Below are 19718 nucleotides of genomic sequence, written 5' to 3' on the forward strand. Positions count from 1 at the left end.
TTACACCCCCCTCGTTAATAAATACACTAAAATACAAAATGTACCAATGACTACATACAAAGCATAATCTCCAATAAAACCTGATTGGAGACGACGAAGGCCATTGGCAATGATACCGAAACTTCCTCCGATACCTAAAAAGAAACGATCGAGAACCTTGATATCCACAAAAAAAGCCACTCCCCGGGAAAGGAAAAGAAAGGGACGAACAAAAACAAAATCATAGATTTCATCGATATAGTATTTATGAAATAGAATCTTTCGAAATCCCGTATGTTCTTCTGAAACTGGTGTTCCTTTTTTTTGGTAAAGAAAGTATGCGAGGATGAGTCCCACAGTTCCAATCGCCACCGAAAAACCAGCAAGGGAAAGTTCTACCTCGTGGACGAGAGATTTGTGTTCGGCAAGGCTCCCTTGTAATGATGCCAACTCATATCCTTTGTTTAAGACAGGTGCAAAGAATCTTTCCAAAGTATCAATATGTAAAAAGAAATGCGGAGTTTGTAAAAAACCGGCAAACACCGCACCCAATGCTAAAAGAACCAGAGGTAAGGTCATAGTCCAAGGAGACTCGTGTATTTTATGATGCGGGTCTGTATTGTCTTTACCAAAGAAAACAACGAAAACCAGGCGGAACATATAAAACGAAGTAAAAAAGGCCGCAACAATTCCCATAGTCCAAAGGATGGAACCGTAAGCTCCATAAGTGTAAGCTTTTTCTAAGATCAAATCTTTGGAGAAAAATCCAGAGAAGGGAAAAAACCCGGCAATGGCCAAGGTTCCCAATAAAAAAGTAAAGGAAGTGATTTTGATTTTACCAAAAAGCCCTCCCATCTGTTTGATATTTTGTTCATGATGGAGAGCGTGAATCACAGAACCTGCACCAAGAAATAACAAAGCTTTAAAGAAGGCATGTGTCATTAAATGGAATAAACCTGCTACATAACTCATACTTCCCATAGCAAGAAACATAAAACCAAGTTGGGAAACTGTAGAGTATGCCAGGATTTTTTTGATATCGTTTTGTAAGGTACCAATCGTTGCCGCAAAAAGAGCAGTGACAGCGCCAATACATGCGATAAATAGGGAAGTTTCTGGTGCGAGTAAAAATACAAAATTGAGTCTTGCAATAAGAAAGATCCCCGCAGTTACCATGGTTGCCGCATGGATCAGAGCCGATACGGGAGTTGGACCTGCCATGGCATCAGGAAGCCATACATAAAGTGGAATCTGAGCTGATTTCCCCATAGCAGCAATAAAGAAAAACAAGGCTATGATATTGGCGTAATTTGCAAACTCGCTCATCTCACTTAAGTTTGTTTGAAGTTGTAAGTATTGTAAACTGCCCCCAATCCAAAAGAGAAATCCAGTTCCTAAAATAAAACCAACATCCCCAATTCGGTTCAAAATGAAAGCCTTCATCCCAGCTTCCGCCGCCGAACTTTTGTCATAGTCAAAACCAATGAGTAAATAAGAAGAAAGACCCACTCCTTCCCAACCAAGAAAGGTAAGCACTAAGTTGTCACTGAGCACGAGGTTTAACATACAAAAAATAAATAGATTCAAATAAGCAAAGAATCGGTTGTATCCCAAATTACCTTTCATATAACCCATCGAATACAAGTGGATGAGAGACCCAATTCCTGTGATGATGAGAGTCATATATAGGGAAAGTTGGTCGATTTGGTATCCAAAGGAAGATTTAAAATTTCCAACCACAATCCAATCAAATACAGGAACCAAATGAGGGGCAGTTCGTTCCATCGGTCGAAACTCGTTAAACGCCCCTAAGGTGATAAGAAATGGAATGAATACAGCTAAAGTTCCAATCGCACCGGCAAACCGATGAGGAATTCGATCCTTTAATAGACCATTATGTAAAAAACCAAGGAGAGGAAGAAGAACAACTAACGGAAATAAATCTAACATAGGATTACCATCTCATCGATTGGAGTTCATCCACATTGGTGGATTTTTTATGCCGGAAAATGGCAATCACAAGTGCAAGTCCCACCGCTGCTTCTGCCGCAGCGATAGCCATCACAAAGAAAACAATGGTTTCACCAGAAATATGGGAAAGAGCTTTTGAAAATGTAACAAAAACTAAATTCACGGAATTTAGAATTAGTTCCACAGACATAAAAATGATCACAATGTTTCTGCGAATGAGAACACCGAGAACTCCAATGGAAAACAAAATTCCAGCAAGTCCAAGAATGTAGGAAATGGGGATGCCGTTTACAAATTGGTTCATAGGACTGTATCCTTAGTTTGTTCCACTTCTGTTAATCTTTTTTTGGCAAGGATCACCGCACCAAGAACTGCCACAAGTAGAAGGATTGATATCATTTCAAAAGGGAGTATATAATCTAAATATGTAGAGGCACCGACTGTTGCCACATTCCCTTTCACATTGATTGTGCCCGTTCCTTGGATGGGATAAGAATATTCAGTGAGGGCATACCCTTTTCCCATTTGGTCCGAATGAGGCACACCTGTAGTAAGAGCAGAATACAATAAAAAGAAAAAACCAAAGGCAAATAGAGAAAGTAAAACCAACCGGATTGGATGTTTTCTATAACGAGACAAGGTTTCTGTCCTTTGAGAAAGTAACATCAAAACAAAAACAATCAAAACCATAATTGCACCTGCATACACTAACACCTGCATTGTGGCAATAAAAAGGGCTCCCATAATCCCGTAAATCCCTGCGAGGGCAAAGAAGGTAAATACAAGAGAAACCGCAGAGACCACAGGATTTTTCTGAAAAACGACACTGAGTGCAGTAATTACAATGACAGTTCCAAAAAAGATAAATAATAAAAAAGAAGGAGAAGATTCTAGGTTCATATAAATAATTTCATCCATCCTTCTTTCCAATATACAGTATAAATTGCGGCAAACATAACAGCAAAAAGTCCCCAAGGAATCATCTTCTTCCAGCCAAGTTTCATGAGTTGGTCATAACGAAAACGAGGAAGGGTCCAACGAACACAAATAAACAAAAAGGCAAAAAAGAGAACTTTCAAAATAAAAAACCCAAGTCCAATGAATGCTTGGTAATGGGATCCCGCACCCAACTGGAACGGAACATTGTATCCGCCAAAAAAAAGTAAGGTGGTAAGACAAGACATGGTAATCATATTCATATACTCTGCCAAAAAGAAGAGAGCGAATTTAAAGGCACCATATTCGGTATGAAAACCTACGACAAGTTCCGACTCGGCTTCTGCTAAGTCAAAAGGAAGGCGATTGGTTTCGGCAAACATAGCAGTCACATAAATAAAAAAAGCTACAAAACCGGGTGGAGACAAAATGTTCCACATATCTTTTTGAGAATCACTAATGTCTGTTAACTTTAAAGATCCAGTCATAATGACAATTACCACGATGGACAGACCCATCGGAAGTTCGTAACTAATCATCTGGGCCGTGGAACGAACGCCACCAAGTAGAGAGTATTTATTATTACTAGACCAACCAGCAATCATAATCCCATACACAGATAATGAAGAAATGGCCAACATATACAAAACCCCAGAATCGGGATTGGCAATTTGTAAGTCTATCGTAGTCACACCAGTGAGTGTCGCCAACCATTCCGGCGCAGGAAGGGTTCCGCCAAAAGGAATCACGGCCCAGGCCATAATGGCACAAGTCATAGAGATTGTGGGAGCCAAAAGATACATTCCCTTGGATACATTTTTGGGGAAAATTTCTTCTTTGGCGATGAATTTGATTCCATCGGCCAGAGGTTGGAAAAGACCAAAAATTCCAGCCCGGTTTGGACCAGGACGATCCTGAATGAATCCAGCAAACTTACGTTCGGCGAGTGTATAATAAGCTACACCGGTTAGGATTATAAAAAATAATGAGAGGATTTTAATTCCCCAAGCAAGTAGTAGTGCCCAGTCCATAATGTTTCGGTGACCTTTAGTGAGAGACGCTCACTTCCTTTTTCAATCGAGCTGAGAACTCTCCTTTAAACTTTGTCATAGTAGGACGAACTGCCATCACACATGCATCCGCTAACGGACAAATGGTGGTTCCACCCTCCATATTTCTGGACAAAGAAAAAATGAGTTCTACATCTTTTTCTGTTCCCTCTCCGTTCTTTATTTTATGGAGAAGGTCTTTTACCCAATGGGTTCCTTCACGACAAGGTGTACATTGGCCGCAAGATTCATGAGAATAAAATTCTGCCAATCGGTAGGTTGTTTCCACAAGATCAGCAACCTCAGAGAGAATGATGACAGCTCCGGAACCTAACATCGATTTAAGGGATGCAATCGACTCATAATCCATAGTGGCAGTCATTGCTTCTTCGGCAGTGAGAATGGGAGAAGAACTTCCTCCAGGAATCACAGCTTTTAGAGTTTTATCGTTTTTGATTCCACCACAAATATCGTAAATGAGTTCTTTCATGGGAGTTCCCATTTCTACTTCATAAATTCCTGGTTTTTTCACATGCCCACTGACAGCAAATAATCTGGTTCCGGGAGATTTTTCAGTTCCAATTTTTTTGTATTCTTCTCCCGTCATACGGATGATATGTGGGACGTTACAAAAAGTTTCTACGTTGTTTACAACCGTAGGGCAAGCATAAAGACCAGAGACTGCCGGGAATGGGGGTTTGAGTCGTGGGTGGCCCCTCCTACCCTCGAGGGAATTAATGAGTGCTGATTCTTCGCCGCAGATATAAGCTCCGGCACCGGAGTATACCGCCAAATCAAAGTTATACCCTAGGCCCATAATGTTTTCACCAAGAAGACCTGCTTTGTAGGCTTCTTCTACGGCTTCTTCCACCACACGAATGCCTTTATGGAATTCACCACGAATATAAATATAACCTTGGTGGGAATCAATTGCTTTGGCAGCAATGACCATCCCTTCGATGAGCATATGAGGCAGTTTTTCCAGGAGGAGTCGGTCTTTGAAGGTTCCCGGTTCTCCTTCATCCCCATTACAAATTAAATATTTTGGTTTATCTGTTTTGGGAATAAATCCCCATTTGTTTCCCGTAGGAAAACCAGCACCACCACGGCCTCGAAGTCCTGAGTTCTTAACATCGTTTACGATTTGTTCGGCGGTCATCTCGGAGAGAGCTTTTTTTTGACTTTCATACCCTCCAACCGACTTGTAATGGTTTAAGGTATGGGAATCTGCGGCACCAATATGAGTTGTGAGTAGGTTCTTTAGTCCCATTTTATACCTGCTTATCCAATTCAGAGAGAATGTTTTCAATGATCTCTGGGGTTAGATTTTCGTAATATTTATCATTAATTTGAGCGACTGGCCCAAACCCACAAGCACCAAGACACTGCACTTCATCTACCGTGAATTTTTTGTCAGCCGTGGTTTCTCCGGCATCGATTCCTAATTTAGAACATACATGTTCTGTGATGAAATCGGATCCCGCAAGGTAACAAGAAATATTTCCACAAATTTGGATATGGAACTTCCCTACGGGTTTTTTATTGTACATGGTGTAAAAGGTAGCTACCCCATGCACTTGTGCGAGAGAAACCGGAGCACCGATTCGTTCTGCAATGTAGGACATTCCTTCCTGATCCACAAAACCTTTGTCAGCTTGTAATAAAAAAAGACATGGTAAAATCAACGAACGTTTACTTGGGAACTGCGGGATCAACCTTTGAAATCTTTTTTCGGAATCTTGTGAAAATTGATAAGCCATTAACAATCTAACTCCCCTGCAATGACATTGAGTGAAGACATAGTGGCAATTGTATCAGCAAGCAGTCCACCTTTGACAAGTTCAGGAAACGCTTGGTAATACCAAAAACAAGGACGTCTTACATGCACTCGCCAAGGAGACTTTTCTCCTTCCGAAACCACATAGAATCCGAGTTCGCCATTGGCAGCTTCCGTCGACATATAGTATTCGCCGGGAGGGACCTTCACTCCGTGCATAATGATTTTAAAATGGTAAATGAGTTCTTCCATATTGTGATACACCTTGTCTTTCGGAGGAAGGAAGGTATGGGGAACATCAGCGTGGTATGGACCTTCTGGAATTCCGTCTATCAGTTGTTCAATGATTCTCATGGACTGACGCATCTCTTCCATGCGAACAAGAGTTCTATCCAAAGCAGATCCGTCCCCACCTACGGGAATATCAAAATCCACTTTGTCATAAAACATATAAGGATCATCTTTTCGAACGTCCCAAGGAACTCCTGCAGCCCGAAGGTTCGGACCAGAAAATCCGTAGGCAATGGCTCTTTCTGCAGAAAGTCCACCGATCCCGGCGGTTCTTTCGTTAAAAATTTTATTGCGAACGAGAAGTTGTTCAAATTCATCCAAGGCTGGTTTTAGTCCTTTGATGATGGTTTTGATCTCAGTTTGGAATTCAGGATAAATATCCCTTTCCATTCCACCCACTCGGCAGAAGGTTGTAGTCAACCTAGCACCTGTCAGTTTTTCCAAAATTTGATAAATGTTTTCTCTATGATGGAATAAATGCAAAAGGCCAGAAAAGGCACCCAGGTCTACACCCATAATCCCGTTACAAATGATATGGTCCATGATCCTAGAGAGTTCGGAAATGATCATACGAACGTATGTCACTCGATCAGGAACTTCGATTTGCATCATCTTTTCTACGGTCAGGATCCAACCGATGTTATTGAGTGGAGTGGATACATAGTTCATACGATCCGTACAAACTAAGAACTGGTTGTAATCGTATCGTTCGCCTAATTTTTCAAAACAACGATGGACATAACCGATGACAGATTCTGTGTCGACAACACGTTCCCCATCAATTTGAATTACGTTTTGTAAAATTCCGTGAGTGGCAGGATGGCTTGGCCCGAGATTGACAAGAAGATGGCCTTCGGGTAGGTCTTTGAATTTTTTGCCAAAATGTTCGGCTGTTTTTTCGTACATTACCATAATGATTCCCTACCGCCTAACCGGTAATATCCTCGCTCACATGAATGGTGAGTAGGTCTTCAATGAGATAATCTTGGCCTGGACCCTCTAATGGATAGTCCTTACGAAGAGGATGACCCACAAAGTTATCAGGCATAATGAGACGTTCCATCTGCGGATGACTAGAAAAAGGAATTCCCATCAAATCATACACTTCCCTCTCAGGCCAATTGGCCGCAGGAAAAATACCAGCAAGACTCGGAACCTCTTCTCCTTCGCCCACAGGAACTCGAAGTTGCAAACGGAAGTGTTTGTTTTTTGGCGAACGAAGTAGATAAATCATTTCGAATCTTGGTTCCCTTTTTCCGAGCCAATCTATGGAAGTGAGATCATTCAAATAATTGAAGGAAAACTCAGGATGATCCTTTAACGTTTGTACAACGGTAGGAAGGGCTTCCTTTTGTATGCTAAAGTAGAGTAAATTGGTGTTTATGTCCCTTTGCGGGAGTAATACATCAGAAAACTTTGAGTTTATGTATTCAGTAATTTTTTCTTTCATGCGACTACGAGAGGTTTGTTGCGTTCGTTGATTTCTTCGATTTTTCTCATCACTTCTTGGCGTCTCGCTTCGAGTCCCTGGCCTTGCACTTTCTTTTGGAGTTTGACAAGGGCATCGAGAAGTGCTTCGGGTCTTGGTGGACAACCGGGAACATAAACGTCCACGGGAAGGATTCGGTCTACACCTTGTAACACACCGTAGGTGTGAAACATTCCACCAGAAGAGGCGCACGCCCCTACAGAGATGACAAATTTTGGTTCTGCGAGTTGGTCGTATATCTGGCGTAATACGGGAGCCATTTTATAAGTGATGGTTCCGAGGACCAAAATCATATCTGCTTGGCGTGGAGAAAAAGAAGGACGTTCTGCTCCGAAACGAGCGATATCATAATCGGCACAAGCTGTGCTCATGTATTCAATTCCGCAACAGGCAGTTGCAAAAGGGTATGGCCATAAAGAAAAACTTTGTCCCCATTGGACTACGTTGTCGAGTGTTGCGACTTGGAACATATCGCCAAACATCTCTCCAGGTTTGGATAGTGTTTCTGTTAATCCCATTCCAGTGCTCCCTTTTTCCATATATAGTATAGACCGACAACGAGTATGAGTAAAAAGAAAAACATTTCCACAAGGAAGAAGGTTCCAAGCCCTGCTTCTTTGAAGCTAATTAAGTTCACTGCCCAAGGGTATAAAAAGACCGCCTCAATATCGAAGAGGATGAAAAGAACCGCAACAAGATAGAACTTGATGTTAAAAAGTCCTCTGGCATCACCATAATACGTGACCCCACATTCAAAGGTGTCTTGAGGTTTCGATTTTTTCTTCGGATTGATGAGGAAGGCAAGGGTCAAGATCAGAGCAGAGAAACCGACTCCGAGCAAAAGTTGTAAAAGGATTGGTGCGAAACTATCTGGTGCAGAACCCATGTATGAAAATGCTCTCACGAGTAGGGTCGATTGTCAAGATGAGAATGATTTTCCCCTTTGTTTTCGTGTTAATTTCGATCGTTTGCAATGTTTATAACCGATTTGAGATAAATTCTCAATACCGATCCCCCCAGAGACGTTCCAATTGCTCCTTTAAATTCTTTTCCATCCCTTGATTTGTCGGAGTATAAAACCGTGGGATGTCAGGATACAAATCAGTAGGAAAATAATGTTCTTTTAGGAAATGCCCTGGAAAATCATGGGGATACTGGTAATCTTTTCCAGCCCCTTCTTTTTTATGTGTGGCAGTGGGAGCATTACGCAAATGGTTTGGAATTTGGAATTCTCTTTTTCTTTCCCTGACAAGTTGCAAAGCCTTGTCGATGGCCAAATAACTTGCATTAGACTTTGGTGCTGATGCAAGGAAGGTAGTGCATTGCCCCAAAGGAATTCTCCCTTCTGGCATTCCCACTCGTTCCACAGCCTGCCAAGTGGCAATGGCAAGTGGGAGGGCGTGGACACTGGCATTCCCCACATCTTCACTCGCAAAAATCACAAGCCTTCTTGCAATAAATAGGGGATCTTCTCCCCCTTCGATCATAAGAGCTAAATAGAATAAGGCGGCATCGGGATCACTACCCCGAAGGGATTTGATAAAAGCAGAGATGATATCATAATGGCTTTCGCTATTTTTATCATAAAAAATAACATTTTCACCCAAAATTTCAGCTAACTTAGATTCGGTGATCTTATCAGTTTCTTCCGTAGCATTTAGAATACGTTCCAAATACCCGAGAAGTTTTCTTGCATCCCCAGAACTTCTACGAAAGAGTTCTTTTTTTAAATCTTCTGGAAAAGTTCGTTTGTGGTCCAGTTTAGTGAGGCAAGATTCAAAAATAAAGTTTTCGTCTGCCTCAGATAAAGAAGTGAGTCGGTAGACAAGCATTCTAGAAAGGAGAGCTTTATTCACACGGAAACTCGGATTTTCTGTAGTTGCCGCAATCAAGATGATTTCCCCTTCTTCCACAGCAGAAAGAAGAGCATCTTGTTGTGAGGAAGAAAAACGATGGATCTCATCTAAAAACAAAACAATGGTTCCCCGCCTCTTTGCTTCCTCCAAAACCTCTCTCACTTCTTTTAGGCCACTTGTCACACAACTCAAATAACGTTTTTCCAAACTCCAAGTTTGGGTGAGAAGGTGTGCCAAAGTAGTTTTGCCAGAACCCGGGGGACCGTAGAACAGAATGGAGGTGGGTTTCGGAATGGATTTGAGAGATTGTACGACTTGGGTTTGGCCCACAAACTCGGACCAATTTTTGGGCCGCACTGCATGGGCCAAAGGAACTTGTTTGTTTTGAGAAAAGAGGGAATCCAATTTAACTATTTTCCAATTCTTTTTTTACTGCCATATAACAATTGTATATGGTTTCATTACAAACATCACAACCGGAATTACAACAAATAAGAGACCTCTCCGATACCTTACCATCCACTAAATTTTTTACGAAAACAGCCGTACGATCAGGCAAAAAGAAAAATCTTACCTTCTCTAAAATGACTTCATCGACAGATTTGGGAAACAAACGTTCTTCTGACATCTATCCCCCCGTGATCCATCCTAAATACATAGCGTAAAAATAAACAGTAACACGAACAAACCGAAAGAGAGAACCAAACAAAAATAGCGAATAACGCATCTTAAATGTTCCCACTGTGTAAGCCATCCAGGAATAGGGAATGGGAGTGAGAGCACTGAGCACCACGGCCCCAAAACCGTATTTGCGTAGATAAGGAAGGAGTTTGTCTTCGTAGTGTAAAACCATCTGCCTTCCCAAATGAAATTTAGGAATGAGATACAATCCGATAAAGTAAGCCAGAGTTCCACCAAGGATACTTCCAAAGGACATAGAAAGAATGGTAAATAGTGGATCCATCTCACCTGTGATCGCTAACATAAGAAAGGCGTCAGGTGGGACAAAGGCAGGAAGGCTATCCGAAAGGATCATACCGAAAAAAAGTCCCCAATATCCAAAAATTCGGACAAAGTGTTCGCTGAACCCAAGAAGTTCTTTACGGAAAAAAAATGCCAATCCAAAAACAATCACAAGGACAATGACAATAGAAAGAATGGTTTGGAAGATAAGGTTACGAAGGTTGATGGATGTTTCTTTTTCTTTTGTCATAAAATGCGATTCTAATGCCCGTTAGTCTTTTCCGGTTGGATAATAATAAACCCTAAACCCCATTTTCTTTTCGAATAAGATTACGGTTGGTTCGGATCCAATCTTCAGTTTTGGTAATGGATTCTTTGATGAGTGTATCCAAACTACTTCGTTCTTCTGAATTGAAATTTTGTAATACAAAGTCAGCCACTTCCATTCCCCCTTTTTCCGGTTTTCCCACACCAAATCGCAACCGATGAAAATCCTGTGATCCGATTTTTGCGACTATATCTTTTAGTCCATTGTGGCCGGCAGTTCCGCCCCCAATTTTATTTTTTATTTTTCCAAAAGGTAGGTCTACTTCGTCTTGGATCACAAGAATTTGGGAAGGAGGGATTTTATATAAGTTGGCAAGGGTTTGTGTGGATTTTCCTGAAAGATTCATAAACTCTTGAGGTTTGAGAAGATGCACTTTGTCCCCTTCCCAAGTATGAGTGGTTTCCATATACTTTTTAGAATCTTTAAACGAAACACCGAAACTTGCGGCCAGTGCATCTAAGATCATAAAACCAATGTTATGGCGAGTATTTTTGTATTTGTCCCCTGGATTTCCAAGGCCTACAATGAGAAAATGAATCATACGTTTCCGAGTAAAATATGTAACAATCGTTCTGTGGCTTTTACAGCCGCCACTTGTTGGTCAGAATCAATTCCAATCGTACGAATCGGATGTGAATCTCCCTCCCCTTTCCAAGTAATCACAGTTTCGACCAGGGCATTGGTATTCCCACCAGGAGGAATCCTTACCTCATAGTCATAGAGTTTTGGAATTTGGATATTTAATTCTTTTAGAATTTTCCCAAGAGCATTCATAAAAGCGTCATAACCGCCGTCGCCTTCCCCATTCGCTTCAAAATACTTTCCTTGGTAATTGACTTTTACTTCCGCTTTGGGTTTCACACCAATCCCACTGGTCACAGTGCAAGTTTCGATTCGAAAACTAGCTTCTAAATTTTCGCCAGTGATATCAGAGATAATATAAGGAAGATCTTCTTTCGTGACAGTTTTGTTTTGGTCCCCGAGTTCTATAACCCTTTCTAAAACCTTTTTTTCGATTTCAGGAGAAAGAACCATTCCCAACTGTTTTAAGTTTTCGGTAATGCTTGCTTTACCAGCTAACTTACCTAAGGCGTAGACTCTGGTCCGCCCAAACCTTTCGGGTAATATAGGATTGGCATATAAATTTCCTTTTTTGTCACCATCGGCGTGAACCCCAGCCGTTTGTGTGAATACATCTTCCCCCACAATCGGACGATTATCTGAGATTCGTTTCCCGGAAAATATTTCGACAAGCCTAGATGCATTAGTGATTTCTCTTTCTACAACCGAGGTTCTGAATTTTGTTTTGTCATGTAAAGCAGTGACTACAGCCTCCAGTGGTGAGTTACCTGCCCTTTCCCCCAGTCCATTCACAGCCACATGAAGTCCGCGAACCCCAGCCTCTACTGCTTCCAAACAGTTCGCAACAGCCAAATCATAATCGTTGTGACCATGAAATTCAAACCATAATTTCGGAAACTCTTTCACTAAATCTGTGATCGCAGTTCGTACTTCCCTTGGTGACAAAACACCAAGTGTATCTGCTAAATAAAATTTACTCACAGGATACTTTGAGACAACACTCAAATATTCTAAAACATAATCACGAGAATGTAAATATCCATTAGACCAATCTTCCAAATAAACATTCACTGTAATTCCAGAAGCACTTGCATTAGCTACCGTCTTTTGGATGTCTAAAAAATGTTCGGTGGGAGTTTTTCGGAGTTGATTAGTTAGGTGGTTGAGTGAACCTTTCGTTAAAAGATTGAGGACACGAACTCCCGTTCCTTTCATCCATTCCACCGTTTTATCAATATCCACAAATCCTAAAATTTCAATCCGATCATGAAGGCCTTCTGATTTAGACCATTCCACTATTTTTTTAACGGCTTCAAATTCGCCCGGGGAAACACGTGCACTGGCAATTTCCACTCGATTAGTTTTTAGATCTTTTAATAGATGTTTGGTGATATTTAATTTTTGCTGCCAAGAAAAAGAGACACCGTTTGTTTGTTCCCCGTCACGCAAAGTAACGTCCAGGATTTCTATAGTAGAGTTAGATTCGGTCATGATTTCAATCGGTTGATGTATTCTTTGGACGGAGCGAGAATTTCGACTATCGTTGCGCCCGGATTGGACCGAAACATCGGATCGGTCTCCACTAATTTCAGAAAATCGCAAGTCGCTACATAGTCAATCGCCATTCGCCGGAGAATTCCCTCCCCGATTCCATGTAAGATCTCCACATAGGTTTCCCCATCCATATAGGCATCATGGATTTCTCGTTCTAGTTTGATCCGAGCTTCTTCGAATCGGAGTTTGCGGATGTAGATGGTACGCACCTTACGTCCAGAAAATGGGACTTAGGTCAAATTGCAACAGAAACGAACTGCATCGAGTAATTCCCTGCTATTCCAAGGTTTGGAAAAAATGGCATAAGTTTTTGCCTCTTCCTTCACTCGGTTGATGGCATCTCGATCTGCATGGCCAGAAATTAGAATGGATTTAATATGTGGGTATTTTTGGTGCACTTGGATGAGAAATTCGTCCCCACGCATTCCAGGCATCAGCCAATCGGAAAGGATAAGAATCACTTCCACTCCCGAATGACAAAGATCATCGATGACTTCCATGGCTTCTTCTGGATTTTGAGCCGTTTCGTAGGTAAAACTACCACCAATCTCCCGTTTCAGTTCTTGTACGAGGGAAAGAAGAAGGATCGGTTCATCATCCACACAAAGGATTGCGTTTTTTTCCTGTTGTACTTGCGTAATATTCAAACTCTTTCCCCTTCTACTACTTTTGGCAAATACACTCTAAATTCGGTCCCATGATCATCTGACGAGAATTCGATTCGGCCTTTCATTTTTTCTACGATTTGTTTACAAATGTCAAGCCCAAGCCCAATCCCTTCGCCATGTTTTTTTGTAGTAAAAAAAGGTAAAAAGATCTTATCGCGAATCTCAGGCGCAATTCCCTTTCCCGAATCCTGAATGGATGTGATGACAGAATTCGTATCCGATGTCACGGAAATTATTAATTTTCCGCGATAGTCCATCGCTTGTAATGCATTGTTGATAATATTGATCCAAACTTGATTGAGTTTGTCTCTTTCCACCAAACAATAATCAGATGTAGAATAGAATTTGATAATTTCAACATCGTTTTTTATTTTTGCCTGATACAAGGTAAGAATGGAATCTATTTCCGTAGGAATGTGAACATTTTGAAACTTTGTTTCTGTTTCTAACCGATCGGTATGTAGATAATGTTTGAGGGCGTTGATTACATGGGATGCTTTTTCTGTCGCCGTTTGCACCACATACACCAAACGGTATAAACCCCCGAGAATTAATACATTTTGCAAAATAATTCCAGACCTTGGTTTTTTTAAAACTTTAAGAAGTGGTTCATCCAATTGTAAGATCCCTAGTGAAGTTAGATCTTCAATGATCTCTTCTGGATTTTCAATTTGGTGCGAATTCAAAATTCCCAATCGTTCTTTTTTTTCTGCTCGGTTGAGTAGTCCCGAATTACGAGATCCAAAAGATACACTTAAATGGAGTAAGTATCGAAAATCTTCTCTTTCAGAGAGATTCAAGGATTCTAAAAATACGGGTAAGTCGGTGATATCATTTTTTAAAATCTCAGACATAGCACGGACACTGGAGGTAATGGCGCCGAGTGGAGTGTTGAGCTCATGAGTGATCCCTGCTGCAAATTGACCCAGGGCTGCTAACTTTTCGCTCATCAAAAGTTGTGTTTGTGTATTGTGTAAATCGATAAGGATTTTTTCCTTTGTCTCGATCATCTCCACAAGACTGCGATTACTTTCAATTAACGCTTCCGTTCGTTGTCCAATTTTTTCCTCCAAATTGGAATTTGTCTCCATAACCAAACGTTGGCTTTCTTCTACGCGTTCAAAACTCTGTTTGAGTTCCGAGGACATAAAACGAAAGGCTTCCGATAGATCTTTGAGTTCTGCAATCATACTTTCATCTACAGGATAATTCCAATCTCCCCTCGCAAGAGATTTGGATGCTTTTGCAAATGAGAGAACGGGCCTTGTCACAAACTCAGCGAGTACCGCAGCTAAGATCAAACTAAGGAGGATCGCCCATGCAAAAACCATCGCAGATTCACTATTACCCGTAATGACTCCACTCAAATAAAAAGAGTAAGGAAACAATGTGATAAGATAGGTTTTTTCTTTTAAGTTAGGATGAACATAGATGGTGACCATCGCATTCCAGTTATCACGAGAGAGTGGTTTTTTGGTCACTACCGCAAAACTAAACCTTTTTTCGGATGTATTGATATCGTTTCCCAGTTTTTTTAGTTCTACTCGAACAGTTTCGAGTAACCTCGATTTTCTAAATTCTGAGGAGAGAGATGCCAATGGATATAATTGTTCATCGAGTAAAAATACTCGACCTTGTGAATTGACTTTAGAATCATCTAAAACTTTTTCGAAACCACTAATATCCCTTATCTCATTGTTAGTTGCAGGAATCGAAGACAAATACCGATCCAAACTAAGACTGATATTCTTTGACCATTGTCTGTGTAAAACTTCCACCATTTGGAAAGCAGATTGTTCTGCATTTTTAAGAGTTATATAAGCAGTAACACCGACTAGAATCAAAACCAAACAAACAAAAGGTGTAACAATGAATAGTTGCAACGAAATTCCCGATCTTAGATCAGACTCAGTTTGTAAATTATCGAATTCCTTTGGCCCCGACTTCCATATGGTTTGAGGCTCAGAAAGAGTGACTTCTTTCATTTGGCCTGGAACCTCTGCCCAAAACAATCCATACCTTCTCACAAGGGGAAAAGTAACTAACATCACAAACGGAGCCAAAATCCAAGTAATGCCGGTAGTGAATAGAAGAGCAGAACTTACAGTATGGTAAGAAATTTCAGCACCGAATTGTTCCGAACATAAATATCCCCATAAAAATGGTTCGAGAAATAAAAAGAGTAGGACAAATAAAAAGTAATACACCCAAATTCGAAACTTACGAAAATCAGGTGACTTACCTATCATTTGATAAGAGATCCAAAATAAACTTGGGTTGATAAAATAACCGGGTAACCAGTCCCAGAGAAATTCGGGAGGTACACCCTCAATCAAATCAGAAAGTCCGTAGGCAAAAGGAACTGCAAGTAAAGCAGGGTATCCAAAAAAATTCAAACATAGGAAAACAGAAAGATCCTTTAGGCTTTCGAGAGTTTGGGCCCCGGGGATAAGAACAATAGAGCTTCCCAAATATCCAGTTAGAAAGATGGTAACGAAGGTGATGAGAAACCAGTAGAAACTTGTTAGGTTCCAATTCCAGACTTCTCTAGAGATTCGGAAGGTTTTTCCATTCCGAAATGTAAAACCAGTAAAGGCGAATATCGAAATAATGGATCCTAGTAAAAATGAAAACCGACCCCATACCTCCAATATAGGCAATGGGATGTTGGAAATAACAAGTTCGATCCAAACAATGATCTCGACCATAGCCCATGAATGGTATCGAACTATGGTTCTAAGTAAAGCAAAATCTTTTTTACCTTAGAAGCAAGGGAAGAGGGAAATTCAGAATCCAAAGTGGATAGAGTGACCCACTTACTTTCCACAGCAAATTCCTTTGCCAGAGTTTCAACTCGGGATCTGTTTTCTAATCGAGAAGTGAGAACGGAAAAATTCATTTTGTGGTGGGTGATTGTATGTTTGAACTGCCCTATCGGTTTCGGATTCGGACCCAACAAAGATTCTCTTAAGGCCAAAAAAAAAGGAGTGGGTTCATACGCTTCGGCAGGAATTTCTCCAGTAAATCCATACGGCAGATGGAACATCTCTTTTAAAAAACGCATCTTAGGTTCTCGCACAAGAAGGATGTTTTCCCTATAGAAAAACACTAAAATTTCGGCTGTTAGTTGGATCTGTTTTTTGTCCTTAACTCTCAGGGGAATCTCTGACGTCTTTTGGTGGATTTTTGCAAAACACGAATCACTCAGAGGGCATATCAAACATTTCGGTGACTCTGGGAGACAAAGTGTAGACCCAAGCTCCATCACGGCTTGGTTGTGGTCTCCAGGATGGTCTAAGTTCAGAAAGTCATCAGCTAGCTTTTGTAAGTCGGTATCTGCTTTTGATCCTAAAATATTTTCTGAATACCCATAATAACGAGAGAGGACACGTTTTACGTTTCCATCCAAAACAGCAAGTGGTAGATCATAAGCGATGGAGAGAACTGCCCTTGCCGTATAATTTCCAATTCCTGGAAGTTTCAAAACAGAGGCCAAATCTCTCGGAAAAGATCCGTTGTAATTTTGAACTAAAAAGATGGCGGCCTTTCTTAGATTGCGAGCCCGGCTATAATAACCAAGTCCTTTCCAATGGGCAAGCACCTCCTCCTCTTCTGCGGAAGCTAAAGATTCTGGTGTGGGAAATCTTTTGATAAACGATTCATACAAAGGCAACATCGCATTAACACGAGTTTGCTGAAGCATCACTTCGGAAACCCATATAGGATAAGCTTGTTTTTTCTTTCGAAACGGGAGGTCCCTTTTATGAATTAAATACCATTCGTGTAGTTTTTTTTGAGGAATCAAGTTTCCGAGTCTTGTATGCTGTAACGAAGGTAGGTATTACAACTCCCCTCTTCTGTATAACGAACCAGGTCGTAGTCCAAACGAGTGGATCGGAAGAATTTGGAATGTGCTAATCTTTCTCTAATTTCTTGGCGAATATGATCCCTAGCTTCTTGTCGTTTGTCATAATAAGCCGGAGCAAGGATCTCACTTTTATAGGATAAACTTCCCACACGGTAAATCGCTACCGTCACCTGCACCCGGTATTTTCGCTGTAATCCTTGTTTTACTTCAGTATTCATCGTGTCTAAAACTCGAGGTGATCTTCCTAAATAGATTTTCGGTCCCTGGAGGATGGAAATTGAAACCATCAGATTTTTTTCATACTGCTTGCCCAAAATTTCGAATTTAATTTTCTAGATAATGAGAACATAAGATTCAAATGAGCACCAAATATAACGAATCGCCATTTTACTACAAAAGACGCCCTACACGCGAAGTGATGGTGGGTGCTGTCGGAATTGGAGGAAAAAATCCAATTCGGATCCAATCCATGATCACATCTAACACAAGAGATACGGATGCGAGTATCCAACAAATTGCCGATTTAGAAAAAGCGGGTTCAGAAATCGTTCGCCTAACAGTGCCAAGTCAAGCCGATGCGGACAATTTACCAAACATTCGCAAACGAATGAAAGAGTTAGGTTTAAAAGTTCCCTTAGTGGCAGATATCCATTTCACTCCGCAAGTTGCACTGAAGTGCGTAGAATGGGTGGAAAAGGTAAGGATCAATCCAGGCAATTTTGCAGACAAAAAAAAATTTGAAATCATCGAATACACAGATAAAGATTATAATGAAGAATTAGAAAGAATCGAAGAAGTATTCACCCCCCTAGTCCTTCGTTCCAAAGAACTAGGAGTGGCCATGCGGATTGGAACCAATCACGGAAGCCTATCTGACAGGATCATGAACCGGTTTGGTGACACACCACTCGGGATGGTAGAATCGGCCTTAGAATTCATCCGCATTGCAGAAAGAAATTCCTACAAAGACATAGTTGTTTCTATGAAAGCATCCAATCCACAAGTAATGATCCAAGCTTATCGTATGTTAGTTTCTAGATTTTACGATTTGGGAATGGACTATCCACTTCACTTAGGAGTCACAGAGGCCGGGGATGGAAAAGATGGAAGGATCAAATCTGCCATTGGAATTGGAAGTTTACTCGAAGATGGACTCGGAGATACCATTCGCGTATCCCTTACAGAAGATGCCATACATGAAATCCCCGTAGCAAAGGAACTCGTCCGTAAATACAACGAATCCTTTCGAAAGGGAATGGATTTAACACCGGAAACGTTTACCGCCACTTCGCAAACAAATCAGGAAACAATCTATACAGAATTTCGTGATCCTTTCCAATACTCTAGATTCTATTCCAAAGAACTTAGCCTTGGTGATACAAAACTCGGGGATTCATCTCCTGTTCGAATCGAAATCTGTTTTCCTTTTTTCGGATCAGAATCCGCAGAGGAAGTTTTAAATCTCATCCAAAGAGAAACCAAATCAGGCCGTATTCCTGAAATGTTGCACTTTATGATCAATTCCGAATTGGATTTGTTATCTCTTGGCACCATGGTTCGCCGCGGTTCTTTTCCACTCCCAGTGTCGGTGGAATTATCCAAAGAACTGACTTACCAATATGATAGTTTGGCAGAAGACCTTTACCGAGTGCATAAGTGGGTCATAAATCCCAATCTATTTTTCCAAGAATCAGAAGAATCATGGGATGACCTTTTGGATTTTGTGACTCGTTATGCCAAAGACAAACGTTGTGTGGAATGGAGTATCGATGCAAAGGACATCCACCTAACAGAAAAAATTGTTAGGGAAGCAAAAAAACGAAAGATAGAAAACTTACTTTTTTCAGTCAAAAATGGAGATCTACTTTCGGTTCGAAAACTTGCCTATCACTTAAGGGAATCAGACTATCCCATTGCCCTTGTCACTCACTCATACGATAAAGAACAACTCCTTTACGAATCTTCCATCAAAGTGGGAGGAAGTCTCTTGGATGGAATCGGCGATCTGATTCGTTTGTCTTACGGGGATGGGGAACCAGAAGAATCACTCATTTTAAGTTTTGATATTTTACAAGCCACAAGACTTCGCCTAACAAAAACAGAATATATATCCTGTCCCTCTTGTGGTCGAACCATGTTTGATTTACAATCCACCACTGCCATGATCAAAAAAAGGACAGGACATCTGAAAGGTGTGAAGATTGCCGTTATGGGTTGTATTGTGAATGGTCCTGGTGAGATGGCAGATGCCGATTTTGGGTATGTCGGTGCGGGAATTGGTAAGGTTCACCTCTACAAAGGGAAAGAAATTGTAAAAAAAGGTGTCTCTGAAGAGGAAGCTGCCGACCAACTCATTGATCTCATTCGTGAAAATGGAATGTGGAACGATCCAGAATAAAAAGTAGTT

Annotated in this window: 21 protein-coding genes; 1 reads left to right on the forward strand and 20 read right to left on the reverse strand. The window is 40.9% G+C overall.

Annotated features, from left to right (window positions below; all coding sequences use genetic code 11):
* The 20 genes from nuoL to LEP1GSC199_RS09880 form a co-directional block, all read right to left on the reverse strand.
* Positions 1-1929 (reverse strand): NADH-quinone oxidoreductase subunit L, encoded by a 1929-nt coding sequence (gene nuoL, locus LEP1GSC199_RS09785; RefSeq protein ID WP_002981367.1) that lies wholly within the window; start codon positions 1927-1929, stop codon positions 1-3.
* Between the two features lie 4 nt (positions 1930-1933).
* A complete protein-coding gene (nuoK, locus tag LEP1GSC199_RS09790; RefSeq protein WP_002974388.1) occupies positions 1934-2254 on the reverse strand; it encodes an NADH-quinone oxidoreductase subunit NuoK in 321 nt (106 codons plus the stop codon).
* A complete protein-coding gene (locus LEP1GSC199_RS09795; protein WP_002981271.1) occupies positions 2251-2868 on the reverse strand; it encodes an NADH-quinone oxidoreductase subunit J family protein in 618 nt (205 codons plus the stop codon). The genes nuoK and LEP1GSC199_RS09795 overlap by 4 nt, the downstream gene beginning before the upstream one ends.
* Positions 2847-3917, reverse strand: a complete 1071-nt coding sequence (nuoH, locus tag LEP1GSC199_RS09800; protein ID WP_002981638.1) for an NADH-quinone oxidoreductase subunit NuoH — start codon at positions 3915-3917, stop codon at positions 2847-2849. The genes LEP1GSC199_RS09795 and nuoH overlap by 22 nt, the downstream gene beginning before the upstream one ends.
* Before the next feature lie 16 nt (positions 3918-3933).
* The gene (nuoF, locus tag LEP1GSC199_RS09805) at positions 3934-5205 is read right to left on the reverse strand and encodes an NADH-quinone oxidoreductase subunit NuoF (RefSeq protein WP_002981405.1); all 1272 of its coding nucleotides are present in this window, start codon (positions 5203-5205) and stop codon (positions 3934-3936) included.
* Position 5206: 1 nt separating this feature from the next.
* A complete protein-coding gene (locus LEP1GSC199_RS09810) occupies positions 5207-5695 on the reverse strand; it encodes an NADH-quinone oxidoreductase subunit NuoE family protein (protein WP_002981230.1) in 489 nt (162 codons plus the stop codon).
* On the reverse strand, positions 5695-6915 hold the full coding sequence (locus LEP1GSC199_RS09815; protein ID WP_198288773.1) for an NADH-quinone oxidoreductase subunit D: 1221 nt from the start codon (positions 6913-6915) through the stop codon (positions 5695-5697). Before LEP1GSC199_RS09815 ends, LEP1GSC199_RS09810 begins: the two co-directional genes overlap by 1 nt.
* Positions 6916-6931: 16 nt before the next feature.
* Entirely contained in the window at positions 6932-7453 is a 522-nt protein-coding gene (locus LEP1GSC199_RS09820; protein WP_002981275.1) for an NADH-quinone oxidoreductase subunit C, read from the reverse strand.
* On the reverse strand, positions 7450-8010 hold the full coding sequence (locus LEP1GSC199_RS09825) for an NADH-quinone oxidoreductase subunit B (RefSeq protein WP_002981516.1): 561 nt from the start codon (positions 8008-8010) through the stop codon (positions 7450-7452). Before LEP1GSC199_RS09825 ends, LEP1GSC199_RS09820 begins: the two co-directional genes overlap by 4 nt.
* Positions 8001-8378 (reverse strand): NADH-quinone oxidoreductase subunit A, encoded by a 378-nt coding sequence (locus LEP1GSC199_RS09830; protein WP_002981657.1) that lies wholly within the window; start codon positions 8376-8378, stop codon positions 8001-8003. Before LEP1GSC199_RS09830 ends, LEP1GSC199_RS09825 begins: the two co-directional genes overlap by 10 nt.
* A 115-nt stretch (positions 8379-8493) precedes the next feature.
* Positions 8494-9753, reverse strand: a complete 1260-nt coding sequence (locus tag LEP1GSC199_RS09835; protein WP_002981376.1) for a replication-associated recombination protein A — start codon at positions 9751-9753, stop codon at positions 8494-8496.
* Position 9754: 1 nt separating this feature from the next.
* On the reverse strand, positions 9755-9976 hold the full coding sequence (locus LEP1GSC199_RS09840; protein WP_002981351.1) for a hypothetical protein: 222 nt from the start codon (positions 9974-9976) through the stop codon (positions 9755-9757).
* Positions 9977-10561 (reverse strand): YqaA family protein, encoded by a 585-nt coding sequence (locus LEP1GSC199_RS09845; protein WP_002981618.1) that lies wholly within the window; start codon positions 10559-10561, stop codon positions 9977-9979.
* Positions 10562-10613: 52 nt separating this feature from the next.
* Positions 10614-11180, reverse strand: a complete 567-nt coding sequence (pth, locus tag LEP1GSC199_RS09850; protein ID WP_002981298.1) for an aminoacyl-tRNA hydrolase — start codon at positions 11178-11180, stop codon at positions 10614-10616.
* Entirely contained in the window at positions 11177-12712 is a 1536-nt protein-coding gene (gene cimA, locus LEP1GSC199_RS09855; RefSeq protein ID WP_039926492.1) for a (R)-citramalate synthase CimA, read from the reverse strand. Before cimA ends, pth begins: the two co-directional genes overlap by 4 nt.
* Positions 12709-12984: a Smr/MutS family protein gene (locus tag LEP1GSC199_RS09860; protein WP_002981228.1), complete on the reverse strand. Its 276-nt coding sequence runs from the start codon at positions 12982-12984 to the stop codon at positions 12709-12711. The genes cimA and LEP1GSC199_RS09860 overlap by 4 nt, the downstream gene beginning before the upstream one ends.
* A gap of 21 nt (positions 12985-13005) precedes the next feature.
* Positions 13006-13422: a response regulator gene (locus LEP1GSC199_RS09865; protein WP_002981200.1), complete on the reverse strand. Its 417-nt coding sequence runs from the start codon at positions 13420-13422 to the stop codon at positions 13006-13008.
* Positions 13419-16151 (reverse strand): HAMP domain-containing sensor histidine kinase, encoded by a 2733-nt coding sequence (locus LEP1GSC199_RS09870; protein WP_002981560.1) that lies wholly within the window; start codon positions 16149-16151, stop codon positions 13419-13421. The genes LEP1GSC199_RS09865 and LEP1GSC199_RS09870 overlap by 4 nt, the downstream gene beginning before the upstream one ends.
* Positions 16152-16171: 20 nt before the next feature.
* Positions 16172-17248, reverse strand: a complete 1077-nt coding sequence (mutY, locus tag LEP1GSC199_RS09875; protein WP_002981449.1) for an A/G-specific adenine glycosylase — start codon at positions 17246-17248, stop codon at positions 16172-16174.
* On the reverse strand, positions 17245-17529 hold the full coding sequence (locus LEP1GSC199_RS09880) for a hypothetical protein (protein WP_002981211.1): 285 nt from the start codon (positions 17527-17529) through the stop codon (positions 17245-17247). Before LEP1GSC199_RS09880 ends, mutY begins: the two co-directional genes overlap by 4 nt.
* 140 nt (positions 17530-17669) lie before the next feature.
* On the opposite strand from LEP1GSC199_RS09880, the gene ispG reads away from it, so the two are divergent.
* Positions 17670-19709 (forward strand): (E)-4-hydroxy-3-methylbut-2-enyl-diphosphate synthase, encoded by a 2040-nt coding sequence (gene ispG, locus LEP1GSC199_RS09885; RefSeq protein ID WP_002981464.1) that lies wholly within the window; start codon positions 17670-17672, stop codon positions 19707-19709.
* The last annotated feature ends 9 nt before the right edge of the window (positions 19710-19718 follow it).

The organism is Leptospira vanthielii serovar Holland str. Waz Holland = ATCC 700522 (genome assembly GCF_000332455.1).
GTDB lineage: Bacteria > Spirochaetota > Leptospiria > Leptospirales > Leptospiraceae > Leptospira_A > Leptospira_A vanthielii.